Source organism: Fodinibius sp. GM21, assembly GCF_058386955.1.
Genome location: NZ_JBYEIQ010000001.1, coordinates 792,870 through 819,358, shown reverse-complemented (window position 1 = coordinate 819,358; position 26,489 = coordinate 792,870). Strand labels below are relative to the sequence as shown.

General features: G+C 42.3%; 22 protein-coding genes and 1 tRNA gene. 20 read left to right on the top strand and 3 right to left on the bottom strand.

The features are described from left to right. The first annotated feature begins 15 nt into the window (after positions 1-15). The 12 genes from nusA (at position 16) to ACT3IB_RS03355 (ending at position 14,136) form a co-directional block, all read left to right on the top strand. Positions 16-1,269, top strand: coding sequence for a transcription termination factor NusA (gene nusA, locus ACT3IB_RS03410; protein WP_491537618.1), 1,254 nt, complete (start codon positions 16-18; stop codon positions 1,267-1,269). Between the two features lie 100 nt (positions 1,270-1,369). Then, complete coding sequence (infB, locus tag ACT3IB_RS03405; RefSeq protein ID WP_491537617.1) at positions 1,370-4,252, top strand: translation initiation factor IF-2; 2,883 nt, start codon at positions 1,370-1,372, stop codon at positions 4,250-4,252. Between the two features lie 23 nt (positions 4,253-4,275). Then, entirely contained in the window at positions 4,276-4,656 is a 381-nt protein-coding gene (gene rbfA / locus ACT3IB_RS03400; RefSeq protein WP_491537616.1) for a 30S ribosome-binding factor RbfA, read from the top strand. A gap of 8 nt (positions 4,657-4,664) precedes the next feature. Continuing rightward, complete coding sequence (truB, locus tag ACT3IB_RS03395) at positions 4,665-5,426, top strand: tRNA pseudouridine(55) synthase TruB (protein ID WP_491537615.1); 762 nt, start codon at positions 4,665-4,667, stop codon at positions 5,424-5,426. A gap of 26 nt (positions 5,427-5,452) precedes the next feature. After that, the gene (locus ACT3IB_RS03390) at positions 5,453-6,388 is read left to right on the top strand and encodes a bifunctional riboflavin kinase/FAD synthetase (protein WP_491537614.1); all 936 of its coding nucleotides are present in this window, start codon (positions 5,453-5,455) and stop codon (positions 6,386-6,388) included. Positions 6,389-6,484: 96 nt separating this feature from the next. Then, on the top strand, positions 6,485-6,754 hold the full coding sequence (rpsO, locus tag ACT3IB_RS03385; protein ID WP_491537613.1) for a 30S ribosomal protein S15: 270 nt from the start codon (positions 6,485-6,487) through the stop codon (positions 6,752-6,754). Positions 6,755-6,901: 147 nt separating this feature from the next. Next, entirely contained in the window at positions 6,902-9,022 is a 2,121-nt protein-coding gene (gene pnp, locus ACT3IB_RS03380) for a polyribonucleotide nucleotidyltransferase (protein ID WP_491537612.1), read from the top strand. Positions 9,023-9,201: 179 nt separating this feature from the next. After that, complete coding sequence (locus ACT3IB_RS03375) at positions 9,202-10,461, top strand: M16 family metallopeptidase (RefSeq protein ID WP_491537611.1); 1,260 nt, start codon at positions 9,202-9,204, stop codon at positions 10,459-10,461. 87 nt (positions 10,462-10,548) lie between these two features. Beyond that, positions 10,549-12,045 carry an asparagine--tRNA ligase gene (locus tag ACT3IB_RS03370; RefSeq protein WP_491537610.1) on the top strand — a complete coding sequence of 499 codons (1,497 nt, stop codon included), beginning with the start codon at positions 10,549-10,551 and terminating at the stop codon, positions 12,043-12,045. A 67-nt stretch (positions 12,046-12,112) separates the two neighbouring features. Continuing rightward, complete coding sequence (holA, locus tag ACT3IB_RS03365; protein ID WP_491537609.1) at positions 12,113-13,171, top strand: DNA polymerase III subunit delta; 1,059 nt, start codon at positions 12,113-12,115, stop codon at positions 13,169-13,171. A gap of 75 nt (positions 13,172-13,246) precedes the next feature. Beyond that, a complete protein-coding gene (locus ACT3IB_RS03360) occupies positions 13,247-13,861 on the top strand; it encodes a sigma-70 family RNA polymerase sigma factor (protein ID WP_491537608.1) in 615 nt (204 codons plus the stop codon). A gap of 62 nt (positions 13,862-13,923) precedes the next feature. Further along, positions 13,924-14,136, top strand: a complete 213-nt coding sequence (locus ACT3IB_RS03355) for a hypothetical protein (RefSeq protein ID WP_491537607.1) — start codon at positions 13,924-13,926, stop codon at positions 14,134-14,136. 107 nt (positions 14,137-14,243) lie between these two features. Here ACT3IB_RS03355 and ACT3IB_RS03350 read toward each other — a convergent pair whose 3' ends face one another. Then, positions 14,244-15,212, bottom strand: a complete 969-nt coding sequence (locus ACT3IB_RS03350) for a phosphoribosylaminoimidazolesuccinocarboxamide synthase (protein ID WP_491537606.1) — start codon at positions 15,210-15,212, stop codon at positions 14,244-14,246. Positions 15,213-15,382: 170 nt separating this feature from the next. On the opposite strand from ACT3IB_RS03350, the gene ACT3IB_RS03345 reads away from it, so the two are divergent. The 8 genes from ACT3IB_RS03345 to ACT3IB_RS03310 all read left to right on the top strand — a co-directional run bounded on the left by ACT3IB_RS03345 (position 15,383) and on the right by ACT3IB_RS03310 (position 24,757). Then, positions 15,383-16,360 (top strand): phytoene/squalene synthase family protein, encoded by a 978-nt coding sequence (locus tag ACT3IB_RS03345; protein WP_491537605.1) that lies wholly within the window; start codon positions 15,383-15,385, stop codon positions 16,358-16,360. 98 nt (positions 16,361-16,458) lie between these two features. Further along, a complete protein-coding gene (locus ACT3IB_RS03340) occupies positions 16,459-17,169 on the top strand; it encodes an alpha/beta hydrolase-fold protein (protein WP_491537604.1) in 711 nt (236 codons plus the stop codon). A gap of 9 nt (positions 17,170-17,178) precedes the next feature. Continuing rightward, positions 17,179-18,690, top strand: a complete 1,512-nt coding sequence (gene accC, locus ACT3IB_RS03335) for an acetyl-CoA carboxylase biotin carboxylase subunit (protein ID WP_491537603.1) — start codon at positions 17,179-17,181, stop codon at positions 18,688-18,690. A gap of 157 nt (positions 18,691-18,847) precedes the next feature. Further along, entirely contained in the window at positions 18,848-19,780 is a 933-nt protein-coding gene (gene murQ / locus ACT3IB_RS03330; RefSeq protein WP_491537602.1) for an N-acetylmuramic acid 6-phosphate etherase, read from the top strand. Positions 19,781-19,942: 162 nt separating this feature from the next. Then, on the top strand, positions 19,943-20,626 hold the full coding sequence (locus ACT3IB_RS03325) for an energy transducer TonB (RefSeq protein ID WP_491537601.1): 684 nt from the start codon (positions 19,943-19,945) through the stop codon (positions 20,624-20,626). A gap of 45 nt (positions 20,627-20,671) precedes the next feature. Next, positions 20,672-20,759, top strand: a tRNA-Ser gene (locus ACT3IB_RS03320). 272 nt (positions 20,760-21,031) lie between these two features. Then, positions 21,032-23,248, top strand: a complete 2,217-nt coding sequence (locus tag ACT3IB_RS03315) for a hypothetical protein (protein WP_491537600.1) — start codon at positions 21,032-21,034, stop codon at positions 23,246-23,248. 18 nt (positions 23,249-23,266) lie between these two features. After that, on the top strand, positions 23,267-24,757 hold the full coding sequence (locus ACT3IB_RS03310) for a DUF5723 family protein (RefSeq protein ID WP_491537599.1): 1,491 nt from the start codon (positions 23,267-23,269) through the stop codon (positions 24,755-24,757). 15 nt (positions 24,758-24,772) lie between these two features. On the opposite strand, the gene ACT3IB_RS03305 is transcribed toward ACT3IB_RS03310, so the two are convergent. Next, entirely contained in the window at positions 24,773-25,864 is a 1,092-nt protein-coding gene (locus ACT3IB_RS03305; protein ID WP_491537598.1) for an NAD(P)/FAD-dependent oxidoreductase, read from the bottom strand. A gap of 2 nt (positions 25,865-25,866) precedes the next feature. Beyond that, positions 25,867-26,481 (bottom strand): bifunctional nicotinamidase/pyrazinamidase, encoded by a 615-nt coding sequence (pncA, locus tag ACT3IB_RS03300; protein WP_491537597.1) that lies wholly within the window; start codon positions 26,479-26,481, stop codon positions 25,867-25,869. Between the last annotated feature and the right edge of the window lie 8 nt (positions 26,482-26,489).

Genomic DNA, 26,489 nt, shown 5'->3' with positions numbered 1-26,489 from the left:
GACAGGAGCTAACTGATGTCAAACGATATTTCCAAACAGATTATTCAATCTTTTGCCGAGATTGCCAAAGACAAAGATATTGATAAGGATCTTCTTCTATCGATCCTTGAAGATGTTTTTCGAACCATGATTCGCAAAAAATATGGTTCTGATGAAGCGTTTGAAGTTATTTTAAATGCTGATCGCGGCGAAGTTCAGATTCTTCATATTCGCGAGGTTGTACCGGAAGAGGAGCTGACCGATGAAGTACAGGAAATCACATTGGAAGAAGCTCAGGAGCATGACCCTGAGCTTGAACTTTATGACGAGTTTGCACAAGAGCTTGATATACGTGATTTCGGACGGCGCGCAGTAATGATGGCCCGGCAGCAGTTGGCCCAGCGTATTCGCGAAATTGAGAAGGATAATGTATTCGAAGAATATTCTGATCGTGTGGGAGAAATTGTTCTGGGGGATGTTTATCAGATCCGCAACCATGAGATGTTGGTGAATCACAATGGCGTAGAACTTACGCTCCCCAAAGATGAACAGATCTATAAAGATCGTTATCACAAAGGTGATACTATCCGTGCTGTTGTTAAAGAAGTGAAGCGTCATCACGGAAACCCCTCGGTAATTATTTCCCGCACTTCACCGCTATTTTTAGAACGATTGTTTGAGAATGAAATTCCAGAGGTTTTTGACGGAATTATTGACCTTGAACGCATTGCTCGAGAACCAGGTGATCGATCAAAGGTGGCCGTAATTTCGCATGATGAGCGAGTAGATCCCGTGGGGGCATGTGTGGGCATGAAAGGAGTTCGTATCCATGCTATTGTGCGTGAGCTTCAAAACGAAAATATTGATGTCATTAATTATACCGATGATAAGCATGAGTTTATTAAACGAGCATTGCAGCCGGCAAAAGTGTTGAGTGTAGAACTGAGTGATGACGGTGAACATGCTAAAGTATTAGTTCCTGCTGATGAAGTTTCAAAAGCCATAGGAAAGGGAGGAGTAAATATCCGACTCGCTTCCAAACTCACCAATTGTGAAATTGATGTTTATCGCGAAGTGGAAGAAGAGGACGATATTGATCTCGGAGAATTTGAAATTGATTTTGGTCCCGAAGTAATTGAAACGCTTCACGAGATTGGTTGTGATACGGCACGACAGGTTTTAGAACTGGATGAGGAAGAAATTGTTCGGCGGACAGAAGGTAAAATTTCTGAAGATGAAGCCGAGCGCATCATCGATATTATCGCTTATGAGTTTGATGATGAAGAATAATTGAACTTACATTTCCAAGAATCCTGTTTTACCTTATACTAAAGGTTCTCACAAAGTGTAACAGATAATAACGAACGTACTTTTTCAGAAACAAATATATATGTCCAAGAAGACAAGAAGATTATTCAAAGTTGCATCCGAATTTAATGTTTCTACCTCCTCAATAGTAGATTCGTTATCGGATGAGGGCTTTGAAATTGACAATAAACCAAACTCCAAAATTACGCCCGAAATGTACGAGGCGCTGGAAGAGGTTTATGGTGTTGATAAAGCAAAAAGCAAAGAACATGAGAAAGCGAAAGAAGAGTATGAGAACCGTCGTAATCAGATTCGTGCCAGCCGAAATCAAAGTGTTTCTGTAGAAGATTATCTTGAACCCCTTGAGGATGAGGATCTGCCTATTGAACCCCAGGAAGAGGAAGAAATTGAGGGGATCAAACCAAAAGATGAGGAAGAGCCTGAAGAGGAAGTTCAGGAAGAACCAGAAGAAGCTAAGGGTTCTGAAGAAGATCAGTCTGAAGATACAGATGAACCTGATAAAGAAGAGGTAGAAGTTGAGGCTGAAGACGATTCTGAAGAGGAAGATCAGGAAGAGGAAGAAATTGAAGAACCTCAGGAAGCGGTAAAAGCTGAAGAAAAAGATGAGGTTGAGGAAGCTGAGGATACCTCAGAAGAAGAACCTGATGAAGAAGATATTGAAGAGGACGATGAAGATTATGATGAAGATGAGGTAGAAGAAGATCAGGATGAAGATGACGATAAAGAGGATGAAGATGAGGAAGAAGAGGATGAGGACGAGGAAGAAGAGGACGAAGACGAAGAACAAGAACATGGCGTAATACGTGGACATGCCGGTCGGTTAAAGGGAACAAAGGTTGTTGGAAAAGTTAAAATTGATGAAAGCAAGCCTAAGCGACGTAAGAAACGTAAGCGCAAGAAGGATCGACAAGACCAAGAGGAGGACGGATCTCAAAGTAAGTCGTCAAAGCGAGAGAAGAAGAAAAGCAAAAAGAAAGGTAAGAAGAAGCGACGCAAGCGTGGTAGCCGAGTTGATGAGGAAGATGTAGAACAAAAAATGAAAGAGACGCTGCAGAAAATGCAGTCGTCTGAAACCGTTGGTAGTAAGCGCCAGAAACGTCGTCGTCAACGCAAAGAAGAGCGTGAGGAGGAAGAGCAGCTGCAGCAGGAGCTCGAAGAACTTGAAGATCAAATCATTGAAGCTACTGAGTTTATAACCGTCAGTGATTTGGCTGAACTGATGGATGTTAAAGCCAATGATGTAATTACGACCTGCATGGATCTCGGCATGATGGTCTCTATCAATCAGCGATTGGATGCCAGCACGATTGAGCTTGTCGCTGAAGAATATGGCTATGAAGTTGAATTTGTTGATGCCGATGATGCCATTGAAGAAATTGAATTAGAAGAAGATGATCCTGAAGACCTTGAACCTCGGGCGCCTATTATTACAGTAATGGGGCACGTTGATCACGGTAAAACTTCTTTGCTCGATTATATTCGTAAATCACAGGTTGCTGAAGGTGAGGCCGGAGGTATTACCCAGCACGTAGGTGCTTATGAGGTAACGACTGATGATGGTCGTCCCATTACATTCCTTGATACTCCGGGTCACGAAGCTTTTACCGCAATGCGTTCGCGTGGAGCTCAGGCAACAGATATTGTTATTCTTGTAGTTGCAGCTGATGATGCTGTGATGCCGCAAACAATCGAGGCGATCAATCACGCTAAAGCAGCGGGTGTTTCGATCATTGTTGCAATAAACAAGATGGATAAACCCGGCGCAAATCCCGATAAGATAAAACAGCAGCTTGCCGAACATGATGTAATTGTTGAAGAGTACGGCGGTACCAATCAGGTAGCAGAGGTATCCGCTAAAACCGGAGAAGGTATTCCTGAACTGCTTGAAAAAGTTCTTATTGAGGCTGAATTAATGGAGCTGAAGGCCAATCCTAATCGTAATGCCGATGGAGTGGTTCTTGAAGCTCGTGTTGATAAAGGAAAGGGCATTGTTTCAAATATTCTGGTGCAAAATGGTACGCTCGAAGTTGGTGATCCATTTGTAGCCGGACCATGCTTTGGTCGAGTACGTGCGATGGAAAATGAGCTCGGAGAACGGATTGAATCTGCAGGGCCTTCCACGCCACTGCAGCTAACCGGATTTGATGATATTCCACAGGCCGGCGATAAGCTGGTTGCCCTCGATGATGAGAAGAAGGCCAAGGAGATTGCCAATCAGCGACAGCAGATTAAGCGTGAGCAAGAGCTGCGACAATCCAAGCATATGAGTCTTGATGATCTTTCTCGTCGTCTTGCACTGGGTGAGATTGAAGATCTCAATCTTATTATTAAGGCTGATGTGGATGGCTCAATTGAAGCTCTTTCCGGAGCGTTACAGAAACTAAGCAATGAGGAGGTTTCTGTGAATATCATACATACCGGAGCTGGAGCTATTACCGAATCTGATGTGCTGCTTGCATCTGCTTCGGAGGCAATTATTATCGGATTCCAGGTACGACCAACCTCGAATGCGCGAAAAGTAGCCGAGGAGGAAGAGATAGACATCCGACTCTTTAGCGTTATTTATGATGCCGTTGATGAGGTTAAGGATGCAATGGAAGGCATGCTTTCACCTGAAATTAGTGAACGACTGTATGGTAATGCAGAGGTGAGAGAAATCTTTAAAGTATCCAGTGTGGGTACTATTGCCGGCTGTTATGTCACGGATGGTAAAATTAATCGCAATAATCCTGTCCGCGTAGTTCGCGATGGCGTTGTGATTTATGATGGGGAGATTGATGCACTTAAACGCTTTAAAGATGATGTTAAAGAAGTGAAAAGTGGGTACGAATGCGGTATCAGTATTGTAAACTATAATGATATCAAAGTTGGTGACGTTATCGAGAACTATGAAGTTGTTGAGGAACGCCGTAGTCTCGAGGATGTTAAAAGCGACGAAGACTAACGCATTAATTGGAATTTAGGAATATGAGTATTCGTACAGAACGGCTGAGTGCAGTAATTAAGCGCGATCTTGGTAAGATTATACAGAAGAGTTACCAGCAAAGTGGATCGTTTATTACCGTTACAAAGGTAGATGTTACTCCCGATCTTCTTATTGCCAAGGTATTGCTGAGTGTGTATGCTCCCGGAAAAGATGAGGATGCTATTTTTGCCTATCTGGAAGAACAAAATGCGGCTATCCGCAAAGAGTTAGCCTCTAAAATTCGTCATCAGGTGCGTCGTATTCCTGAATTGCATTTCATCAATGATAAAACAGCTGAACACGTAGAGAAAATGGAAAAGCTGTTCCAAAAAATCCGGAAGGAAAGAAAGCAGCGGGAAACCAATGAAGACGATGAAGAGTAGGCCTGCTCATGGCAAAAGCAATTCCGCTCGAAGAACTGCCCATATTTTCTAATCAGAACTTGCCTGACCCCAATTTTGATTACGATGAAGGGGCTGCCTTCCTCATTGACAAGCCCAAAAGGTGGAGTAGTTTTCAGGTTGTTAAGTTTTTGCGGAAATGCACAAATATTCGAAAAATAGGTCATGCCGGCACACTTGATCCTATGGCTAGAGGTCTTCTTATATTGTGCTGTGGTAAAGGAACGCGAACTGTTTCAGCTTTTCAGGAAGCCGATAAAGAATATATAGCAAACATTACATTTGGTTCATCAACACCCAGCCTTGATGCGGAGACAACGCCTGACAAACGCGTTTCTTTTAATCATATATCCAGAAAGAGCATACAGGAAAAATTAGATAATGAGTTTTCGGGATTGATTGTTCAGATCCCCCCCATGTATTCGGCATTGAAGCATGAAGGTGACCCGCTTTATAAGTTGGCCCGTAAAGGGAAAGAGGTAAAACGGAAGCCCAGACAGGTAATTATCGAAGACACAACCATATTGGAATGTAATTTGCCACGATTAGAGTTGTATGTAAAATGTAGTAAAGGAACGTATATTCGTACGCTTGCTGATGATTTGGCCACTTCACTAGATAGTGCTGGACACTTAGTTGGACTGAAACGAACCGCCATAGGTACATATAGTAATACTGATGCTTTGACGATTAAGGAAATGGAGCAGATATTTTCCATCGAAAATTATGCATCAAATATTGATCTCCATTAACTCGAGACATCAAATTTTTATAACCAATGTCTGAACTAGTTTTTTTAGAAAACGTTGAACGAGAAGGAAATACAGTTTTAACAGTTGGTACATTTGATGGAGTCCATGCCGGCCATCGGGCAATAATTGATACTGTTGTTGCTAAGGCCAAGGAAAAGGAGGCCAGAAGCGTTTTAGTTACGTTTGATCCCCATCCAAGAAATATTATCAATCCGGGTGATGATGGTATCAAACTATTAACTACGTTGGAGGAGCGTTGCGAAATTCTGGAAGAATTAGGCATTGACCGAATGGTTGTTATCCCGTTCGATCGCGACTTTTCTTTGTTGAGTTCTGAGGAGTTTATTAGAGATATTATCCATAAAAAAATTGGTGTCAGCGAATTTGTTATTGGGTACGATCATCATTTTGGTCGCAATAGGGAGGGGACCATCGAAACCATTGAAAAACTTGGAAACGAACTTAATTTTGATTCTTATGTGGTATCCAAACACGAAGTAGGAGAGAAGACAGTAAGCAGTACGGCTATTCGAAACGCAATTAGTGAGAATGGAAATATTGAGCAGGCTACTGAATTTTTACAGCGTCCATATCGTCTTAACGGTACGGTAGTACATGGTGATAAAAGAGGAAAGAAGATTGGTTTTCCTACCGCGAACATTAAGCCCGAGCATGTGAATAAAATTATACCCAAAGAGGGGGTGTACGCTGTTAAAGTTCGTATTAATGGTAGTTGGTTTGATGGAATGATGAATATTGGGACCCGTCCGACATTTGATGGAGATCAGCAGACCTTGGAAGTACATTTGTTTGAATTTGAGGAAGATATTTATGGTAAAGAGGTACAGGTGCGATTTTTCAAACGTATCAGGGATGAGAAAAAATTTAGCGGGAAACAAGAATTAATTGAGCAGTTAAAAGCTGATAAAGAGCAGTCACAGGAACTGCTTAGCAAGTATTAAAATATTGCAAAATACAGCATGAACGCTTATCTTTGCTAGCTATTATAAGAACATTTTACACAGTTGTAGAAAAGACAAAAAGAATACAATTATCACATGGCGATAACAAAGAAGCGAAAGCAGGAACTTGTTGAAAAATATGGTGGATCAAAAGAGAATACCGGATCTACTGAAGCTCAGATTGCAATACTTACTGAGCGCATTAATGATCTTACCGATCACATTCAGGAAAACACACAAGATCACCACTCACGAAGAGGATTGTTAAAACTGGTAGGGAAACGACGAAAACTACTCGACTACCTTAAAGATAACGAAATCGAAAAATATCGAGAACTTATTAGCGATTTAGGAATTCGCAAATAACTTTTCAAGGCACGTTATCAATAACGTGCCTTTTTTATACTGCACTTTTTGCAGTATCTCCCTTCCTAATTGATCACCTACAAAGTTTTGTAATCATTACCTAAGCTTTGTTGATTATTATAATTTTGAATTGAATACCGTATTACGATGAAAGAAGATTTTAGAAGTGTAGAATTTGCACCGGGCAAAACGTTATCTATAGAAACTGGCCGCATTGCAAAGCAGGCCGACGGTGCTGTTGTGGTTCGCATGGGTGATACCATGGTTTTATGTACCGCGGTAAGCTCAAAGGAGCCTACTGATAAACCCTTTTTCCCTCTAACAGTTGATCTGAGAGAAAGTTTTTCTGCCGGCGGAAAGTTTCCCGGTGGATTTATTAAGCGAGAAGGACGTCCCAATGACAAGGAAGTTCTTTCCAGTCGACTGATCGATCGCAGTCTTCGACCACTTTTTCCTGATGGATACCGTTTCGATACGCAAATAATTTGTTCTGTACTCTCCTCAGATGGAGAACATGACGGTGATGTGTTAGGTGGAGTAGGAGCTTCTGCCGCTCTGCACATTTCAGATGTCCCTTTTGCAGGACCTATTGCTGAAGTTCGTGTTGGACGTGTGGATGGAGAGTTTATCATCAACCCAACCATCAGCGAGATGGAAAAGAGCGACATCGATATGATAATCGGTGGTACGGCTGAAAGCGTGATTATGATGGAAGGAGAGATGGAAGAGATTTCTGAAGAAGAAATGCTCAATGCCATCAAAGCTGCTCATGAATCCATCAAAAAGCTTTGTGCATTTCAAGAAGAACTTCGCAATGAGTTTGGTAAAGAAAAGCGTGAATTTGAGCCTGAACCTGTTGATGAAAACCTCAAAAATAAGGTTCACGAATTAGCCGAAGAACGTATTCGTGAACACGTGAATGTTGGCCTTGGCAAAGAGAAATACAGCGAAGGACTTCAAGAAATTAAAGACAGTGTTGTTGAAGAGCTGACGGAAACCGAAGAGTACGCTGAAGAAGGCGGTACGATTAAAGATATCCTCAGTAAAATTGAGAAAGAGCAGCTCCGTAATATGATTCTCGAAAAGAAGAAACGTATTGACGGGCGTTCTCCAGAAGATGTTCGGGATATCTGGACCCAGGTTGGATACCTCGCTCGTACGCACGGTTCTGCAATCTTTACCCGTGGTGAAACACAGGCGCTTGTTTCTGTGACACTCGGTACACAAAAAGATGCCCAGGCGGTTGATACGCTATTGACTGAGGAAGACAAGAAGTTTTTCCTCCATTATAATTTCCCCAACTACAGTGTGGGCGAAGCTGGATTTATGCGTGGACCCGGCCGACGTGAAATTGGTCATGGGCACTTAGCCGAGCGCTCAATCAGCAAATTAATGCCTTCATTTGATGAATTCGGTTATGTAATTCGTGTAATTTCTGATATCACCGAATCCAACGGCTCTTCTTCTATGGCTTCTGTTTGTGGAGGTTCCATGGCACTTATGGATGCTGGCGTTCCTCTTGAAAAGCCTGTTGCCGGAATTGCAATGGGTATGATTGTCGGCGATGACGAGGAAGTAGTTCTTTCTGATATCCGGGGCGAAGAAGATTTCATGGGCGACATGGACTTCAAAACAGCCGGTAGCCGCGATGGAATAACCGCATGCCAGATGGATATGAAAGTAAGTGGTATCTCTTTTGAGAAGCTCGAAGAAGCTCTTGAGCAAGCTCGAAAAGGTCGCCTGCATATCTTGGATAAAATGGCAGAAACCATTTCTGAGCCACGTGAACAGATTTCTGAATTTGCTCCACAGTTCGTTAAAATGGAGATCGAAGCGGATGATATTGGATCTGTAATTGGACCAGGTGGTAAAGTTATCCAAACGCTACAGAAAGAAACCAACACCGAAATCTGGGTTGAGGAAGATGAGGAGCGTGGTAAAGGAAAAATTACCATTAGCGCTGATCAACTTTCTAACGCTGAAGAAGCCAAGAAACGCATCCAGGGTATTGTGGGACACCTCGAAGAAGGTGCTACCTACCAGGGAACAGTAAAAGCGATTAAAGATTACGGTGCTTTTGTTGAGATTGTGCCTGGAAAAGATGGGTTGCTCCATGTCTCAGAAATTAATCACTCACATGTTGACAATGTACGTGATGTACTTTCTGTAGGTGATGAGCTCGAAGTCAAACTGCTCAAAGTTGAGCACGGTGGAAAACTTCGTCTCTCACGAAAGGCGTTGATTCCTGAAGATGGAGATAACAACTAAGCGTATCAGATCTTCATAAATCAGTTGTATTTTGCGCCATCTCGATTTGTCGGGATGGCGTTTTATTTTATTGCTATTATCTGGTCCCGATGCTCTGCTTCGGGACCTATTAAACACTGAACTTAACGATTCGCAGCAGAGCTACGGATCGAGAAAAATTTATTAAAGGATTTATTTGTATGAGCTCAAGGCAAAGCATGAAAGAAAGCGACTTTGTAAATAAGACGACGCAAGACAACGGACTAAAAATCGTTACCGAACACGTCGATAGTGTAAAAAGCGTAGCCGTCGGAATTTGGGCTAAGACCGGCAGCAGAAATGAATCACATAAAATGGCCGGGGTTACCCACTTTTTGGAGCACATGCTTTTTAAAGGAACCGATAATCGTTCATCACTGGATATTGCCATGAGTATGGAGTCCGTCGGGGGATATTTGAACGCTTTCACTTCATCGGAATATACCTGCTACTATTCGCGGTGCCTCAACACTCAGCTTGAACGTGCCTTGGATGTACTTACGGATATGGTTTTGCATCCTTCATTTCCGGAAGATGAAATAGAAAAGGAGAAAAAGGTAGTCATCGAAGAGATGAAAATGTATCGGGACAGCCCTAATGACTACCTTTTTGAACAGTTTAGCGGACAGGTTTTCAAGGGACATCCATTGGGGAATTCCACGCTTGGATTTGAAGACACAGTTTCTGCTTTTGAAAGACAGGATTTGTATGATTATATGGATGATCGTTATCAGCCATCAAATTTATTGGTGTCTGTGGCAGGAAATGTAGATCATGCTAGAGTAGTTGAACTTGTTACTGAATATTTTAGCGAAGTAGAGTCAGATAATACAGTTGACAAAAACCCACCGCTCCCGGATTATGAAGCTGCTGGTTTAGAGTTAACTAAGCCGATCGAACAAACGCATTTGATAACAGGGCGCCGGGGCTTGCATTATGATCATGAAGATAAATTCAGGCTATTGCTTGCCAACACGGTATTGGGTGGAGGAATGAGTTCGCGATTGCATCAAAATGTGCGGGAGAAATATGGCTATTGTTACACGATTACCTCCTTTAATCAATCGTATAGCGATACCGGTTTATATGGCATTTATGTGGGCACCGACAAGGATTATGTGGATCACGTTCGGGAGTTGATTGAAGCCGAACTCGATAAACTAAAGCAGAATCCCATCCCGCAAAAAGAGTTGGCTGAAGCAAAAGCACAGCTTAAAGGAAAGTTGATGCTCTCGGTAGAAAGTATGAGCAATCGCATGTCGCGACTGGCCAAGAGTGAAATCTATTTTGATCGCTTTGTTACACTTGATGAGCTCCAGGAAAAGATTGATGCTGTGGAGGCTGCCCAGGTGCAGGATTTTGCCCAGGATTTCTTTGATAATGAGCTATTCTCCGAGGCACTGCTGTTGCCTGAAGCATAGGAATTTTCGTTTCGAGTCTGATCAGAAATGATTAGTTTCGAGCACCATCATTTTACTAAAAGTATTAACAAAATTATTCGTTGAAGCATGGTTTATATCAGCAATTTGTCTGATCACGTTGATGAAGAAGTAACGCTCAAAGGATGGGTGTATAACTACCGAAGCAGTGGAAGTCTCTATTTTGTGGAGATGCGCGACGGTTCTGGGATCTGCCAATGTGTGGTAGCGCAAGATGCCGTGAGTGAAGATGTTTGGGAGCAAACCGAGTCCCTCCGTCAAGAGACATCACTTGAAATTACGGGAAAAGTAGTTGAGGATGAACGCAGTATCGGTGGACATGAGCTGCAGGTTACCGATCTCAAAATTTACCAAGTGGCTGAAGATTATCCCATTACGCCCAAAGAGCACGGCGTTGAATTTTTGATGGAGAACCGTCACCTGTGGCTGCGCAGTCAAAAGCAGTGGGCGGCCATGCGCGTGCGCAATGAGATTATTTATGCGATACACACCTTTTTTCAGGAGCGCGGTTTTGTGCAGATGGATGCGCCAATCTTTACCGGCAATGCGGCCGAGGGCACAACAAATCTTTTTGAGACGGAATATTTCGAAGATCAAGCATATCTGACACAATCTGGTCAGCTTTACGGCGAAGCCATGGCAATGGCGCACGGATTGATTTACACATTCGGACCGACATTTCGGGCCGAGAAAAGTAAGACCCGTCGCCACCTCACCGAGTTCTGGATGATCGAACCCGAAATGGCGTTTTACGATCTGAATATGAATATGGATCTGGCAGAGGATTTCATCAAGTTTATCGTTAAGCGCGTGCTTGATCGTCGTCCTAAAGAGCTCGAGATCTTGGAGCGCGACACCTCTAAGCTGCGCAAAACGGTGGAGGAGGATTACCCTCGTATTTCCTATACCGAGGCCGTTGAGCAGCTCAAGAGCGATGAAATGGCGGAAATGCTGGATCAGATGGTAGAGGATCGCAAGCAGGAAGCGGAAGATCTTAAGGAAGAACGGGAAGAGATTGAGAAGGAACGTGGGCAGGCCAAGAAATGGCGAAAGGCTCAGATCGATGAGCGCGTCATAGAAATTGGCAAGCGACTGGATGAAATTGCAGAAGATCTCCGAAATATCCCCGATTGGAGAGAATCGGCGCTTAACTTTGAGTGGGGCGAAGATTTTGGTGGCAGTGATGAAACATTGCTCACAATGAAGTATGATACCCCCATTTTGGTCCATCGTTTTCCTGCTGAAATTAAAGCCTTTTACATGAAACGTGATCCCCAGGACGAAAAGTTGGCACTGGCTTGTGATATGTTGGCCCCCGAAGGCTATGGCGAAATTATTGGCGGAAGTGAGCGGGAGGATGATTTGGAAACGCTCCGGAAGCGGATTAATGAGCACGGATTAGACGAAGATGTGTTCAGTTGGTATATGGATCTGCGACAATATGGATCGGTACCACATTCTGGCTTTGGCTTGGGATTAGAACGAACCGTAGCCTGGCTGTGCGGCTTGGATCACGTCCGTGAGACAATCCCGTTCCCACGTATGATGGGACGACTCACGCCGTAGTGATTTGTTAATCGTTATTGGTTATTAGATTTGCCTATTAACCAGTAACAAATAACCGATAACAAACATGGCCAAAAAGACCAGCATAGAACTCTATTCCGAAATTCTGAATGAGCTTCGTTCAGAGAACAGGAAGCCCGTGTATTTTTTCTATGGCGAAGAGGAGTTCTTTCTGGATAAGTTGCAGGAAGTGGTTGAGGGACTCATCCCCGAGGATCAAAAAGACTTTAATTTTGATCTGCTCTACGGTCGGGATGTGACGCCCGAGAAAGTCCTCTCAATCATTCGTAGTTTCCCGATGATGGCCGAGCAGCGTGTGGTTATCCTCCGGGATTTTAAAGAGCTTAGCGGCTACGGAGCACAAGCCGAAGGGTACCAGGGAGAAGTGAATGATTTGATCCCTTATTTGGAGCAACCCAATCCCACAACGCTCTTTGTTTGCATCGATACCAAAAAGCCTTCCGGTCGTTCAAAAATTGGCAAAGCATTTAAGAAACACGCCGGATTTTACGAATTTGAAGAAGTGCCCGACTATCGCCTACCTGATTGGATCATAAGTTGGGCTAAAAAGCATCACAATAAAAAGATAGAACCGCCGGCAGCCCAAATGCTGGCGCAATATGTGGGCAACAGCTTGCAGTTACTGTCCACAGAAATAGATAAAGTGTGCACTTTTGTGGACACTTCTGATACCATCACAGAGAGCGAAATAAAAAAAATAATCGGCCTATATCGCGAATATTCGGTGTTTGAGCTCAAAGACGCTATCTTTTCGCGCAATCTGGATGAGGCCCTGTTTATCGCGGAACAGATGTTGCAACACTCTAAAGCGAACACGGGAGAAATTATTCGTTCCGTGGGGTTCTTTTACAATGTGTTTTCAAACATCTGGCAAATACGCCGGTTAGCTGGACAGGGTAATTCCAAAAAACAAGTTCAAAATACCTTAGGTATCAACAACAATTGGTACTTCAACAAGCTTTGGAAAGACGCTTCAGCTTTTCAACTGGCCGATATGCCCAGAATATTTGAAGCATTGTTAGATGCCGACAGGGCATCCAAAGGTTTTACCAAGATGGACCCCTCCACGATACTTCTCCTGATGATCAAACGGATCATCGGCTAGTACAACATTATTATTTCGCCTGGCGGAACGCTGATGATCCCCGCAATTATTAACTGCAATCAAATAGGGGTCATTATGCAAGCTGTTTCTAAGGCCGAATTACGTAAGATGTCGGATGAAGATTTAATGGAAAAGTTTCAGTCCGGGTACGAACAAGCATTCAATATTTTGGTTGATCGCTATCAGGATCGCCTGCACAATTTCTTGTATCGTTATACGCATGATCATCAGGATTGTGAAGACTTAGTGCAGGAAACCTTTTTTCGCGTGTTTCGCAGTCGCCATTCCTATGAACGCATTGCGAAATTTTCGACGTGGATGTATACCATTGGTATTAACCTGGCTAAGAGTTTGTATAAAAAGAAAAAGCGCATGACTAAAGTAACGATCCACAAAGATCCTGATGACTCTGAAGATCGTCCTATGAAGTTGGAAGATTCAGGAATTCTGCCGGATGATTCACTACACGAAAAAATGTGTATGGATCAGCTTGAAAAAGCATTGGAAGAGCTTAGTGATGATTTCCGTGAAGTTGTAGTGCTTCGGGATATTCAACAATTATCGTACGAAGAAATTTCTGAAATAGCGGATCTGCCGATGGGTACGGTAAAGTCACGAATCAACCGTGGACGAGCACAATTGCAGGAATTATTAGAAAATTACGTCTATCCGGAAACAATTTCTGCATAGTACAGTAAGAGGGTAATAGATAAGGTATTGAACTTGTACAATAATCTATTACCCTTTTTACTATGAAACCTACAGCATTTGACAGTGACAAAGTACTCACTGACTTCTTAACTGATTACCTGGATGGCAACCTGGAGCGAGCGGAGAAACAGTCGTTTGAAGAATATTTATCCCAAAACGAAGAAGAGAGAGTGTTTGCTCGTAAAGCGATGAAAGGTAAAAAAGCCTTGGCTCGATTTGCTTATAAACTTAATGTACCCTCAGTAACAGCGTAGCTCCGGAAAGGCTTTTATATTATCGGCTAAAAAATATCCTAATGCAAAACATTGGGATGAGATATCGAAAAGAGCAACGTGTCATCCTGAACTTGTATCAGGATCAATCAATATTGATCAAAAATTTTATTTAGCTCACTATTGAAAAAATTGATATCAATAGGGGTTGGTTCAAACGATTTGCCGGTAAGTTTCTCAAACAGTTCGGTATACCGGTTATATACTTTGATTCGAAATTCATCGGGGAGATCCGGTAGTGTTTGTCCTTCTTTACCTTGAAAGCCGTGATCCATAAGCCATTCACGGAGAAATTCCTTGGATAACTGTTTTTGAGGCTCCCCCTTTTCAAGACGCTCCTCATATCCATCCGCATAAAAATACCGCGAAGAGTCTGCGGTATGCACCTCATCAATGAGGGTGACCTCTCCGTTATACAACCCAAATTCGTATTTGGTATCCACAAGGATTAGCCCCTGTTTATTGGCTATTTGCTGGCCGCGCTCAAAAATTTTAAATGCTTTCTCTCGTATTTCCTGCCAAATATTCTCATCAACAATACCGTGCTCTAATATTTCTTTTTCTGAAATATCTTCGTCGTGACCTTCTTCGGCTTTGGTTGCCGGTGTAAGGATAGGCTCTTCAAATTTCTGATTTTCTACCATACCGTCCGGTAACTCTACGCCGCATAGCGTTCGCTTCCCCGCTTTATACACACGAGCTGCATGCCCCGTTAAGCAGGCCCGAATAACTACCTCCACGGGAATAGGTTCGCACTCTTTTGCGATTGTAACGTTCGGATGGGGTACGTCAATAATATGCGTGTTTACAATATCATCCACTTTCTGAAAAGAAAATTCAGCCAGAGCATTAAGAATTTGTCCTTTGTAGGGGATTGCCTGTTTCATGATGTAATCAAAAGCCGATATGCGATCACTGGCCACAATTCCAATCTGATTATTTCCTAACTTGTACACATCACGCACTTTGCCTCGGTATGGTTCAGGGTAGTCGGGAACATTTGTTTTAGTGATACAGTTGTTAAGTGCTTTGGCATCAATTTGAGATGAATTATCCACGAGAGTAATATTTTTTTGTAAAAGAGATCAGTAGAAAATCATAAAAACTTGTCAAGAATAGAAATGAATTTATTAAATCATTCTAATTCGAAGGCCGATAAAAATTTACAGGAACTATTTTATATCATTTTAGCATTTTGATAGGTATAAAAGGAAATTAATTGATATTGATGACAGATCTTTTTCGAATACCATACGCGTTGCTTAAGCCTCTGTATCAGCGTACATCTTTTCATCGCTCGGTTATTGAAGAGCTGAACGATGAGCGTCTGAAGGAGGCCTATGCCGAGTGCAGGGCAATAACTCGTTATCATGCCAAGACATTTTACATGGCGACGCGCTTTTTACCTAATCATAAGCAGCGTGGTATTTTTGCCATCTATAGCTTATGCAGGTATATTGATGATCTGGTGGACGAAGCCGAAGATTTACTGGAAAAGCGTGAACTTACCGAAGATGATATCCGCTTTAAACTGGAATCCTGGAAACAGAAACTGCGGGATACATATGAGGGCAAAGCTCATGATAATGATATATTGATTGCATTTTCCGATGTACTGAGGCAATATCATATCCCTATAGAAATGCCGTTCGAACTTATGGAAGGTGTTTGCATGGATCTGTTTAAAAACAGATATGAGACCTTTGATGAATTGTATGATTATTCGTTTAAGGTGGCCTCGATCGTAGGGTTGATGACCAGTCAGGTTTTTGGGTATCAATCACAGGAAGCTTTGGGATATGCAGTAGATTTGGGTATAGCCATGCAGCTGACAAATATTTTGCGGGATGTTGGGGAAGATCTGCAACGCAATAGAATATACTTGCCGCAAGAAGATCTGGATCGTTTTAATGTATCAGAAGAAGAGCTATTTAATCACCTGCGAACAGAAAATGTGATTGAATTATTAAACTTTCAGATTAAGCGAACGCGCAGATATTATCAGAGATCAGACAAAGGTATAGGCTTGCTTAGCAGTGACAGTCGCTTACCGGTGTATTTGGCCCGACAAAACTATGGACGTATTCTCGATAAAATTGAGGAGAATAACTACAATGTGTTTAATAAACGAGCATATCTTAATGCTACAGAGAAATTTTCCATTCTTCCCAGGGCATATTATCAGATGAAAGTAGCGCAGTCCTAATCTAACCTAAGAATTGGAGGATCTGCGTTTACACTAATCAATATGAACTGTTATATTCCATTCAAATTTTATTGCCGATCTTAACAAAATGGAGACGAATGGAAGCTAAAATTAAGAAATGGCGGAGTCCCAGTTTGGGAAAAGACATGGAACTGGCTGTTTATGGAGAGTCGGGAACGCCGGTAATTGGGATTCCTACAAGAGGAGCTAGTTGCAAGCAATGGGAAGAATTTGGGATGACGGATTCAATCTCGTACCAGCTGGAAAACGGGTTCAATCAATTATTTGTATTATCGTCGATTGATGATGAAGCTCTGTTGAATAAAAATGCATCTCCTGAACAACGTGTTGTTCGCCAGCAACAGTACGAATCGTATATTGTTGAGGAAGTAGTACCCTACATTAAAGACCAAAACAGTATAAAATTTATTATCATCGGTGGTGTTGATTTTGGCGGATATCATGCTGTTACAACTGCTCTCAAATACCCTGAAGTTTTTGGCAAATCGATCGGTATAAGCGGTATTTACGATATCAGACCGTACATGGATGATTATTATGATGACGACGTTTATTACAGTAATCCAATGGATTTCGTACCCAATTTGAATAAAAAGTCTTTGCTTGATAAAGTTCAGGACATTGATTTTCGGTTGGTAAGTTATGAAGGAGATAAGCGAATCGACGATGCGGTTCGAATGGATAAGGTAATGCGAATGAAATTTTTAGATCATGACCTCGACATTTGGTCTGATGGAGGAGATGAATGGAAATTATGGCCACAAATGTTAAAAACGCACATCATTTAAAAGGTAACTATGGCAGACATTAATAAAATATTGGTCGCTAATCGCGGCGAAATTGCGTTACGTGTAATTAGAACGTGTAAAGAGCTGGGTAAAAAAACGGTGGCGGTATACTCAACGCCTGATGCCGATGCCCCGCATGTGTTACAAGCTGATGAATCGATACATATCGGTCCTGCTTCTTCTTCAGAAAGCTACCTGGTTATCGATAAAATTATTCAGGCTGCCAAAGATACCGGAGCAGATGCTATCCATCCCGGCTATGGATTTTTAAGTGAAAATGGTGATTTCTCCGAGCGATGCCGAGAAGAAGATATCATTTTTATTGGGCCCCGGGCGAAATCTATTCGATTAATGGGGGATAAAACCGCTGCTCGCGAAATTATGAGTAAAGCTAACGTTCCATTTCCACCGGGCACCAAAAAGGAGCTCGAAGATGTTGAAGAGGCCGAAAAAATAGCCGACGAAATCGGTTATCCCGTGCTGGTTAAGGCAGCGGCCGGGGGCGGTGGAAAAGGAATGCGTATTGTAAATAATAAAGATGAATTTCGGTCTGGTATTAAAGCCGCAAAGTCGGAGGCACGTAATTCCTTTGGTGATGATCGTGTATATATTGAAAAATACTTGGTTGAGCCCCGTCATGTTGAGTTTCAGATTATTGCCGATGAACATGGAAATACGCTCCATGTGTTTGATCGGGAGTGCTCGATACAGCGTCGTCATCAGAAGGTGATAGAAGAAGCGCCATGCTCCATTTTGACGCCTGAATTACGTTCAGAAATGGCGGAAGCTGCAATTGCTGCTTCCGAAGCGGTAGACTATGTGGGAGCAGGAACGATTGAATTTTTGGTAGATGCGGATCGTAATTTTTATTTCCTTGAGATGAATACGCGCCTGCAGGTAGAGCATCCGGTAACAGAATTAATTACAGGACTGGATTTAGTGGAACTACAGATATTGGTGGCCGAAGGAAAAGAATTACCCGTCAAGCAAGAGGAGATTCAGATGAAAGGTCATGCTGTGGAATGCCGCATTTACGCTGAAGATCCGCGTGATAACTTTTTGCCAAGTACGGGTACATTAAGCAAGCACCGTATCCCTTCTGGTAATGGTGTGCGTGTTGACTCCGGAGTGGAGGAAGGGCAGAAGGTGACTATTAATTATGACCCCATGATTTCGAAGCTTTGTACTTATGGCACGGATCGGGATCACGCTATAAAGCGAATGTTACGTGCTCTGGATGAATATGAGATTGCGGGTTGTAGAACGACAATTCCATTTTGTAAATACGTATTACAGCACGAGTCATTTACCTCGGGTGATTATGATACCCATTTTGTTCCTGATCACTTTAGCAAAGAGAAACTGGATGCTGAAAACACTGATGGCTCTGAAGTCAAGGCGTTGGCCGCAGCACTGCTCAAAATGGAAAGTGATGGTCAGGATGAGAAGCAAAATTTCAAAAGTAATTCCCCAAACGGTGTCCACTCAAAATGGTGGAAACACCGCAGCAAACAGAAATAATGCGAATGCCTATTACATTTTACAAGCCGGCGATATTTTGATTCGTCGGCTTTTAATTTTGGTATTAGTTGAGAATCACTTGTATTGCTTTTTTGGTATCACGAAACCAAGTAATTTAAGTGAGTAAACAAATCGTATCAAGAATAATTCTTACAAGGTGAACGAAGAAGACCAAGAGCTTTTTGATCAGTTAAAAAAATTGGATACCGAGCAACGGAATCCCAATACCAAGAAAATTGATGTTGCCGATTCCCTGAAAATAGCTCGTCTTATTAATGCCGAGGATAAAAAAGTTGCCGACGAGGTTGAAAAAAAGCTACCGCAAGTTGCACGAGCTATTGATTTGGTCAAGAAAGCATTTGATGAGGGAGGGCGCTTGATCTATGTGGGAGCCGGTACCAGTGGACGGCTGGGAATACTTGATGCTGCCGAATGTCCTCCCACGTTTGGATCTGATCCCGAGCAGGTTGTAGGACTGATTGCCGGGGGTAAAGAAGCTATGTTTGAAGCCCAGGAAGGGGCGGAAGATTTTGAGGCTAATGGACGCAAAGCTCTGCGGGAGATTGATCTTTCATCTGGCGATATTGTTTGCGGATTGGCTGCCAGCGGGCGTACGCCTTATGTGCATGGAGCTCTAAAAGAAGCTCGGGAAAATGAATGCAGTACGATTTTTGTGACAACTGTGCCGGGATCTCAGATTTCTCTCGATGTAGATGTGTTAATTGATATCCCGGTAGGTCCAGAAGTTATCATGGGTAGTACTCGCATGAAAAGTGCTACGGCCCAAAAGATGGTGCTAAATATGATAACTACGGGAGCAAATATTCGGAGAGGCAAAGTATATGAAAATGTGATGGTTGATCTACAGCTTTCCAATCAAAAATTACATGAGCGTTCAAAACGGATTGTTATGATGTTCACTGATCTGGATTATAAGGAAACAGAAAAACTGTTGTATTCGGCTGACGGACATGTTAAAACTGCATTGGTTATGGCATTGGGGGGGCTAAACAAAAAAGAAGCTGAAAACAAACTAGAGGCTCATGGCGGTTTTATTCGTAAGGTGTTGGAAGACGTAAAACATGACTGACATGATTTAGTGTATATATGTCTCTAAATGTTTATTACGTCCAACCCGATTTGCAGTAAACGTAAATAGTGCAATACACCATTGAATGAAACCACCTTGTTTATTCGTTAATACAAAAAACTTCTACATCCACAATCAGTTTAGATATCCGATACTATAAATTTGTCTGATCTTAAAAAATATACCGACGACAGTAAAAACGGATATCGGATTCGTGTTTTAACGGCTATAGTCATCGTAGAATTAATGATGATCGCCGTATTCAATCTTTGGCCTGTTAACGAATCAACTTCATCGGATCAGCAAATTGATTTTTCGGATGATGCTATTGCTCTCGAAGACGTTGTACGAACGGAACAGCAAAATAGTCCGCCTCCTCCGCCCAAACCACAAACACCAATTCCCGAACCTACCGATGAGGTGATTGAGGAAGATCCTATTGAGTTGGACGATTTAAATGTTAGTGAATATTCTGATTCGCTCTCTGTTGAAATGATTGGCAGCGAAGGTGATGCCGACGAACCGGTATCAAGTCCACAGATAGCTCCACAGGTCATCCATATTGTAGAACCAACGGTTCCCGAGGCCGCAAAAAAGGCAAATATTAAAGCTGAAATATGGGTTAATTTTTTAGTGGATACAGATGGTAAGGTTGAGGAGGCCAGTATTACTGAAATTGTCTTATATGATCAAGAGTCGGGAGAAAAAAGAAGGGTCGATCGCATAAATTATGGACTTACAGAGGCTACATTGACCGCTGCTTTACAGTGGAGATTTCGTCCGGCACGAAATAAAGGTCAGCCGGTCAAAGCATACTCCAGGCAAATTTTTACCTATGGATTTTAATATTGAAATCAGGTAGAAATTAGCCTATATTTGCGACTCTTTATTGGAGAGGTGGCCGAGCGGTCGAAGGCGCACGCTTGGAAAGCGTGTGTGCGTCTAGCGCGTACCGAGGGTTCGAATCCCTCCCTCTCCGCTCATCGATGTGAAGGCTTTGTTGGGCAGGCTGTTAAAAGCTTGTCGGACAAAGCCTTTTCGTTTTTTGAGGATAATTTCATGTCTTAACATTGATCAAGAGTAATAAAATCAAAAAATAAATTGGGTTTGCGCTCAGCATTACTGATTTTATTAGCAATCATTCTACAGGTAAAATTTTATTATTTAATGTCATTTTAATTGAATTGAGGATATCAATTTTAAGTACATGATGTTAAATAAATTATATCACTAAACAGACGGTTAGGAAAGATGAAGAATTCACTTCCCTTTATACTTATTTTCACGTTTGCATTTTTTAATTGGTCCTGCGAACGTCCTAAGTCTCCAGATTTTAAAGTTAAAAACCAGTTTGAAATTCCGCTTACGATGGAAAAAACCTACCCATTTCTGGGAGCGGATGAAGCGTTAATTGATACAACTTCAGAAGATTTTACAAATCTTTTTTCTACCGGTGGGAACGGACTCGTTAGATTGGTTAAAGAAGAAGAAGTCAATTTGGGAGATCTCAATGATGTAATTCCGGAGGTAGATGTAACGCCTGCTACATTAAATGCTGAAGTAGGAGAACTGCGACTAACCAATTTCAATTCCGGAGCAGGAAATGTGGGCTCGGCAGGATTCGACAGTTTTACGGGTTTTTCTTCACCTCCTGCCGGACAACAAATACCTGGCGGTTCCGGAACGGTTAATATTAGTTTTAACACCGACTATTTTGAAAGTGCTGTTATTAAAGAGGATGGAGCAGTTCAGATCACACTTACCAATAACCTTGGATTTAATATTGATGAGCTCGAGTTAGTATTAAATTCGGGGACCAATTTTGTTGGAAGCGCAAACATAGGAACTAAAGGTGATGCCACAGACAGTTTTTTCTGGGATGATCCGAGTAGAACGACAGAAATTCAAATTCCGGCTTCTACACAATTATCTGATTTAAGTTTGGATGTTACGGTTAGCTGGAATTCGCAAGACATGAAGGAGGAGGGATCCGACTTAGTGGTTAATGAGGTTTCCGGACAAAATCTTGTGGCTTCACAGGTGACTGCAGCAATTGAATCCCAATCATTTAACAGTTCGGGAATTTCTACTGTTGGTGACGACAGTTTTGAGTTTCAAAATGAGAGTCACTTTGTAGAATTGAGTGGTGGAGAGTTAGCACTTGATATTGCCAATAATATAGATATTGCAATTGAAAATCTGGCTATCACGTTTCCCGATATTATTGATTCAAATGGAAATTCATTTGTAATTGACTTGTCAAATATCCCAAGGAACGGTACGCTAAATAATGCATATGATTTATCGGGCTATCGTATATATGCTCAAGGAAATACGGTGAATTATGAGATAAATGCTACTACGGAAAATACTCAGGAAGGATCGGGATCAGAAACCCGCACCATTGCAGAAACGGATCAGATACAGGCTGATGTTGATATTAATAACCTCCAAATTGGTAGGGCTGAGGGATATGTGGTTCCAAAGCAAATCCTACTTAATGAGGATCAAACCAACGATTCTGTCGAAAATATTGATGTATTTAACGATAATGAAGCCGAGCTAACAGAGATAGGCGGCATTGATGAAATCTCAGATCGGGTTTCAAATATTACTTTTGAGAATCCGGTGTTAAATTTGCTTTACGACTCGAACCTTGGAGTACAAACGACGATTTATGCTGTTATTGTTGGAACGGATACAGGCGGTAACACGGAGTTTTTAACAGGTACCGACGGATCACCCTATCAAGTAGAAAGTGAGGAAATTCCTTCTCAGTTGCAGGTCAGCGGTCAACCGGCTAATGAAAATCAGGTAATTAAATTTGATCTGCAAAAAGTTGCCAATCCGGACCCTATGGACGGAGCGTCTGGGAGTAATATATTTGATGCTACAAATACGAATGCTTCGGCATTCTTCAGTAACCTGCCTACCAATATTCGTTTTGTTGGCGTGGCAGAGGTAAATGCAGCAGAAGAAACAGGCACTGTAGTCAATCCGGTCATTTTTGATCCCTCGTTCGGGGTGGAAATACCATTTGATTTTTCAGCTGATAATGCCACTTATCAAGATACTGTAGATGCCAACTTTGAAGATATTCCCGAGGAGGATGAAGATCGCAAGCTTTCTGAGGCAACGATAACTATCAATTATACCAATGCACTACCGCTTGATATGATTTTGAATGTGGTTATGCTGAATTGGAATGGAAAGAAGATTACCTCGAAAAGCGATATTGCTATCAACGGAGCTTCAACGAATCAGGATGGTTTTTCTTCTGATGTCGCACAAGGTGAATATGAGATTAGCTTTTCTGAGAGTGAGATGAGTGAATTACATCGCACGAGAGCGGTGGTCATGGATATCACCATTAACAGCCCACAACAACAGTCGGTGAGTTTAAGAGAGGACGATACAGTTACCTTTAAGGTGAAAGTGAAAGCTGGCATAACCTCAACAATTAACTAAGGGAATAGGGATTAGGTCATGAATTTTTTAAAGCAATTAGCATCGATTCTTGTGGCAACAGGTTTCATTTTGGGATGGGGAGCAATAGCCCAGGCACAATCGGGTCATTACTCCGCCCAGAGTTTAGGATTGGGGGGCTCGGGCACTGCCTATATTGATACGTATCATGCAAATTTTGTTAATCCTGCGAATCTTATGCTCAACGCGGATACGAAACCCTCAACTTCTATTGGCGTTTTAGGAGGAGTTTCGGCAATGGCGGGGGGACCGTTGATGAACGTTTCTGTATACAACCAGCACTTTACCACTGGGGATGTTGTTGGCCCCGAAGCACTTGATGAATGGTTTGGTACAGCCATGGGAAATAGCAGGGCCATGGGCATGGAGGTTGATGTAATACCACTCGCAGGGGCATGGCGAGGAGAAAACATGGCTTTAAGCCTTGCCTTTAGAAATCGAGCACTTTTATCCGGGTCGGTAAACAGAGGATTTTCGGAAGTGTTGCTCACCGGCATAAGCCAAGAGCGTTTTTCTGAGCCCGAACCCGTTAATTTTCATAGCAAAGGTGTTGCCTTTAGTGAACTTTCGGCGGGATTTTCGTATCAGCTGTTAGAAATTCCGGCTCTTTTTGGGATTGGTGAGAATATCAAGGTATTTGCCGGGGTAGCACCAAAGTATCTTATAGCTCATTACACTTCGAGCATTGATTTCAATTCTACTTTGCAAGTTACAGATAGTGAGGTAATTCACGATTTTGCCTACACATTTACTTCAGTGGGAGAATTGACCAATCAATTTGAGGATTACTATCAAGCCCGGCAAGATCCTAATTTTAACGGAGAAATTGGCGATTTTGTGGATCCGGATGGGGCAAGTTTTACTGAGACACAGGGTTCAGGTCTTGGTGTTGATATAGGCGGAACTATAGAAATGGATTTGGCGGGACCTTTGAAAGGGGCTTTTGCTTGGATCGATGGGAAAAAAAAGTTACGGGTTGGTCTGTCGATAACAGATGTTGGAAGCATTACCTATGACAGTAATGCCGGTCAATTTTCGGCAGACGAAACGTTTACCTGGGATGGTATTGACATAGAAAATGGGCTGTCGGACAACTTCGCCGATAGTGTACGTCAAGAAATCTATCAGAGTTATGAACCGTCTGGCAATAAGGAAATTACTGAAAAACTTCCTACCAAGCTCAATTTTGGAGCCCAGTTACAAGCTGGAAAACTTGGTTTTGTTTTTGATCTGCAAAAGGGGTTGTATGAAGCAGGTATGAATAGTCCTCGTTTGGCTTTGGGATTAGGAGCTGAATACAAACTGTTCGATATTATTCCTTTGCGAGCAGGGTATAGAACAGGGGGACTAACATCTTCGAGCTTTACTTTTGGAACGGGTATAGAGCTGCGTAATTTCGAATTTACCGTAGCCGGCTTAACGGTACCGAATTCCGAAAACAGAGGCTCGGGTATGGGTGGAGCCTGGAGTGGTCTGATAATTCGATTTTAAGATCTACGAGATATTTTAAGTAAACCTGTTTATATCTACTTCAGGATATAGGGGAGTACTTTTAATAAGATGGTTGGCATAGTGCTCTGCAAGAAGTTTTCCGTAAAGTAGGCCTTTTGAACCAAGTCCTGAGAATAGATGAAGGTTAGAATAGGCAGGGTGCATCCCCAATATAGGTTTGAAATTAGGGGTAGATGTACGTACACCGGACCATTGGTCAATAAGTTTAGATTGCTCTTCAAGCTGAGGAAGCGTTCGCCGCAACCGTTTTCTAAGATACGATTCCCCCTCCGCATCCGGATTTAAATGAGTAAAATCGTGTTCGTAGGTACTACCCTGTATAAACGAATCTTCTTCATCTAAATTAGCAATATATCCCAAGCTTGAAATTGAATGAGAGAAAGGAAGAGAACTTTGTTCTTTTTTAAATTTGGCTACTTGCCCCTTTATAAGTTCGAGTGGGATCCAGTCCCAAAAAGGAGAGGTGGCAATAGAATGTCCCGTCGCAAAAACCAACTGGTTGGCTTTTATCGTTACTTGGTCGAGTTCAAGAATCCAATAATCATCTTCTGAGATAGGATATGGAGATTCTCCACAAATTATTTCTATGCCGGAGGCCTCTAAATAATCGGCGTAGGACTTTATATATGATCCGATATCCACCGTTAGCCCAATGGGCAGCCACAGTCCCCCGCCTACACATTTTATCCCCGGATGAATTTCCTGGATTTCTTCCTTACTCTTCCATTGGCACCAGCCATCAGGCCAGGTGGTGGCTTCATGTTGAGCTCTCATTTTTCGAGCCATTTTATCCAGTAGGGCAGGTCGGAGTAAACCGTTATTCCAATAAAAGTTTGTATCAGAATGGGACTGTATTTTTTCGAGATTGGCGGCAATGGCCTCGTAGCACCACTCAGCTTTCCATACCTTTTTAGCTCTTCGACCCGTAGCGGGATTTACTAAGCCTCCGGGAGTTCCTGAGGCCCCTGATCCGACAGCGTTCTTTTCAACAAGAATGCAGCTTATATCATGGTCAGCTAAAGCATCAGCGAGTGAAAGCCCTGCAATACCGGCTCCGAGAATACAATAATCTGTTTGATGGGGCATACTCAGGTGAGCAATTCTTTTGAACGGACTTTTTGGGCTCCCTTTTCAAGCATCTGATCCCAAGCCTGATCCACAGAGCCTTCAATATCAATTCCTTTTACGGCATCTTCTACTACAAAAACCTTAAACCCTTCTTTGATGCCATCAATAACGGACCATTTTACGCAAAAATCGGTCGCTAATCCTACGGCAAAAAGAGTATCAATACCGCGTTCCTTCAGGTAACCTGAAAGTCCGGTAGTGGTACTGTTATCGTTTTCAAAAAAAGCTGAATAGGAGTCGATTTCTTTACGAAATCCCTTGCGGATGATTAATTGGGACCGGTTAGTTTCAAGATCAGGATGGAAATCGGATCCACCGCTATTTTGAACACAGTGGTCGGGCCAAAGAACCTGTTCTCCATAAGGCATTTCGATGGTTTCAAATGGTTCTTTACCCTGATGGGAGGAAGCAAAAGAAGAATGCCCCACAGGGTGCCAATCCTGGGTTTGTATGACAACATCAAAGTGTTCAGAAAGTCTGTTAATAGCTGGAATAATCTGATCACCGTTTGGAACTTCGAGTGCTCCGCCTGGACAAAAATCATTCTGAACATCTATAATCAAAAGAGCTTTCATAGTACAAT

Coding starts and splice junctions, on each gene's coding strand:
- nusA (WP_491537618.1), top strand. CDS start 16: ATGTCAAACGATATTTCCAAACAGATTATTCAATCTTTTGCCGAGATT.
- infB (WP_491537617.1), top strand. CDS start 1,370: ATGTCCAAGAAGACAAGAAGATTATTCAAAGTTGCATCCGAATTTAAT.
- rbfA (WP_491537616.1), top strand. CDS start 4,276: ATGAGTATTCGTACAGAACGGCTGAGTGCAGTAATTAAGCGCGATCTT.
- truB (WP_491537615.1), top strand. CDS start 4,665: ATGGCAAAAGCAATTCCGCTCGAAGAACTGCCCATATTTTCTAATCAG.
- ACT3IB_RS03390 (WP_491537614.1), top strand. CDS start 5,453: ATGTCTGAACTAGTTTTTTTAGAAAACGTTGAACGAGAAGGAAATACA.
- rpsO (WP_491537613.1), top strand. CDS start 6,485: ATGGCGATAACAAAGAAGCGAAAGCAGGAACTTGTTGAAAAATATGGT.
- pnp (WP_491537612.1), top strand. CDS start 6,902: ATGAAAGAAGATTTTAGAAGTGTAGAATTTGCACCGGGCAAAACGTTA.
- ACT3IB_RS03375 (WP_491537611.1), top strand. CDS start 9,202: ATGAGCTCAAGGCAAAGCATGAAAGAAAGCGACTTTGTAAATAAGACG.
- ACT3IB_RS03370 (WP_491537610.1), top strand. CDS start 10,549: ATGGTTTATATCAGCAATTTGTCTGATCACGTTGATGAAGAAGTAACG.
- holA (WP_491537609.1), top strand. CDS start 12,113: ATGGCCAAAAAGACCAGCATAGAACTCTATTCCGAAATTCTGAATGAG.
- ACT3IB_RS03360 (WP_491537608.1), top strand. CDS start 13,247: ATGCAAGCTGTTTCTAAGGCCGAATTACGTAAGATGTCGGATGAAGAT.
- ACT3IB_RS03355 (WP_491537607.1), top strand. CDS start 13,924: ATGAAACCTACAGCATTTGACAGTGACAAAGTACTCACTGACTTCTTA.
- ACT3IB_RS03345 (WP_491537605.1), top strand. CDS start 15,383: ATGACAGATCTTTTTCGAATACCATACGCGTTGCTTAAGCCTCTGTAT.
- ACT3IB_RS03340 (WP_491537604.1), top strand. CDS start 16,459: ATGGAAGCTAAAATTAAGAAATGGCGGAGTCCCAGTTTGGGAAAAGAC.
- accC (WP_491537603.1), top strand. CDS start 17,179: ATGGCAGACATTAATAAAATATTGGTCGCTAATCGCGGCGAAATTGCG.
- ACT3IB_RS03315 (WP_491537600.1), top strand. CDS start 21,032: ATGAAGAATTCACTTCCCTTTATACTTATTTTCACGTTTGCATTTTTT.
- ACT3IB_RS03310 (WP_491537599.1), top strand. CDS start 23,267: ATGAATTTTTTAAAGCAATTAGCATCGATTCTTGTGGCAACAGGTTTC.
- ACT3IB_RS03305 (WP_491537598.1), bottom strand. CDS start 25,864: ATGCCCCATCAAACAGATTATTGTATTCTCGGAGCCGGTATTGCAGGG.
- pncA (WP_491537597.1), bottom strand. CDS start 26,481: ATGAAAGCTCTTTTGATTATAGATGTTCAGAATGATTTTTGTCCAGGC.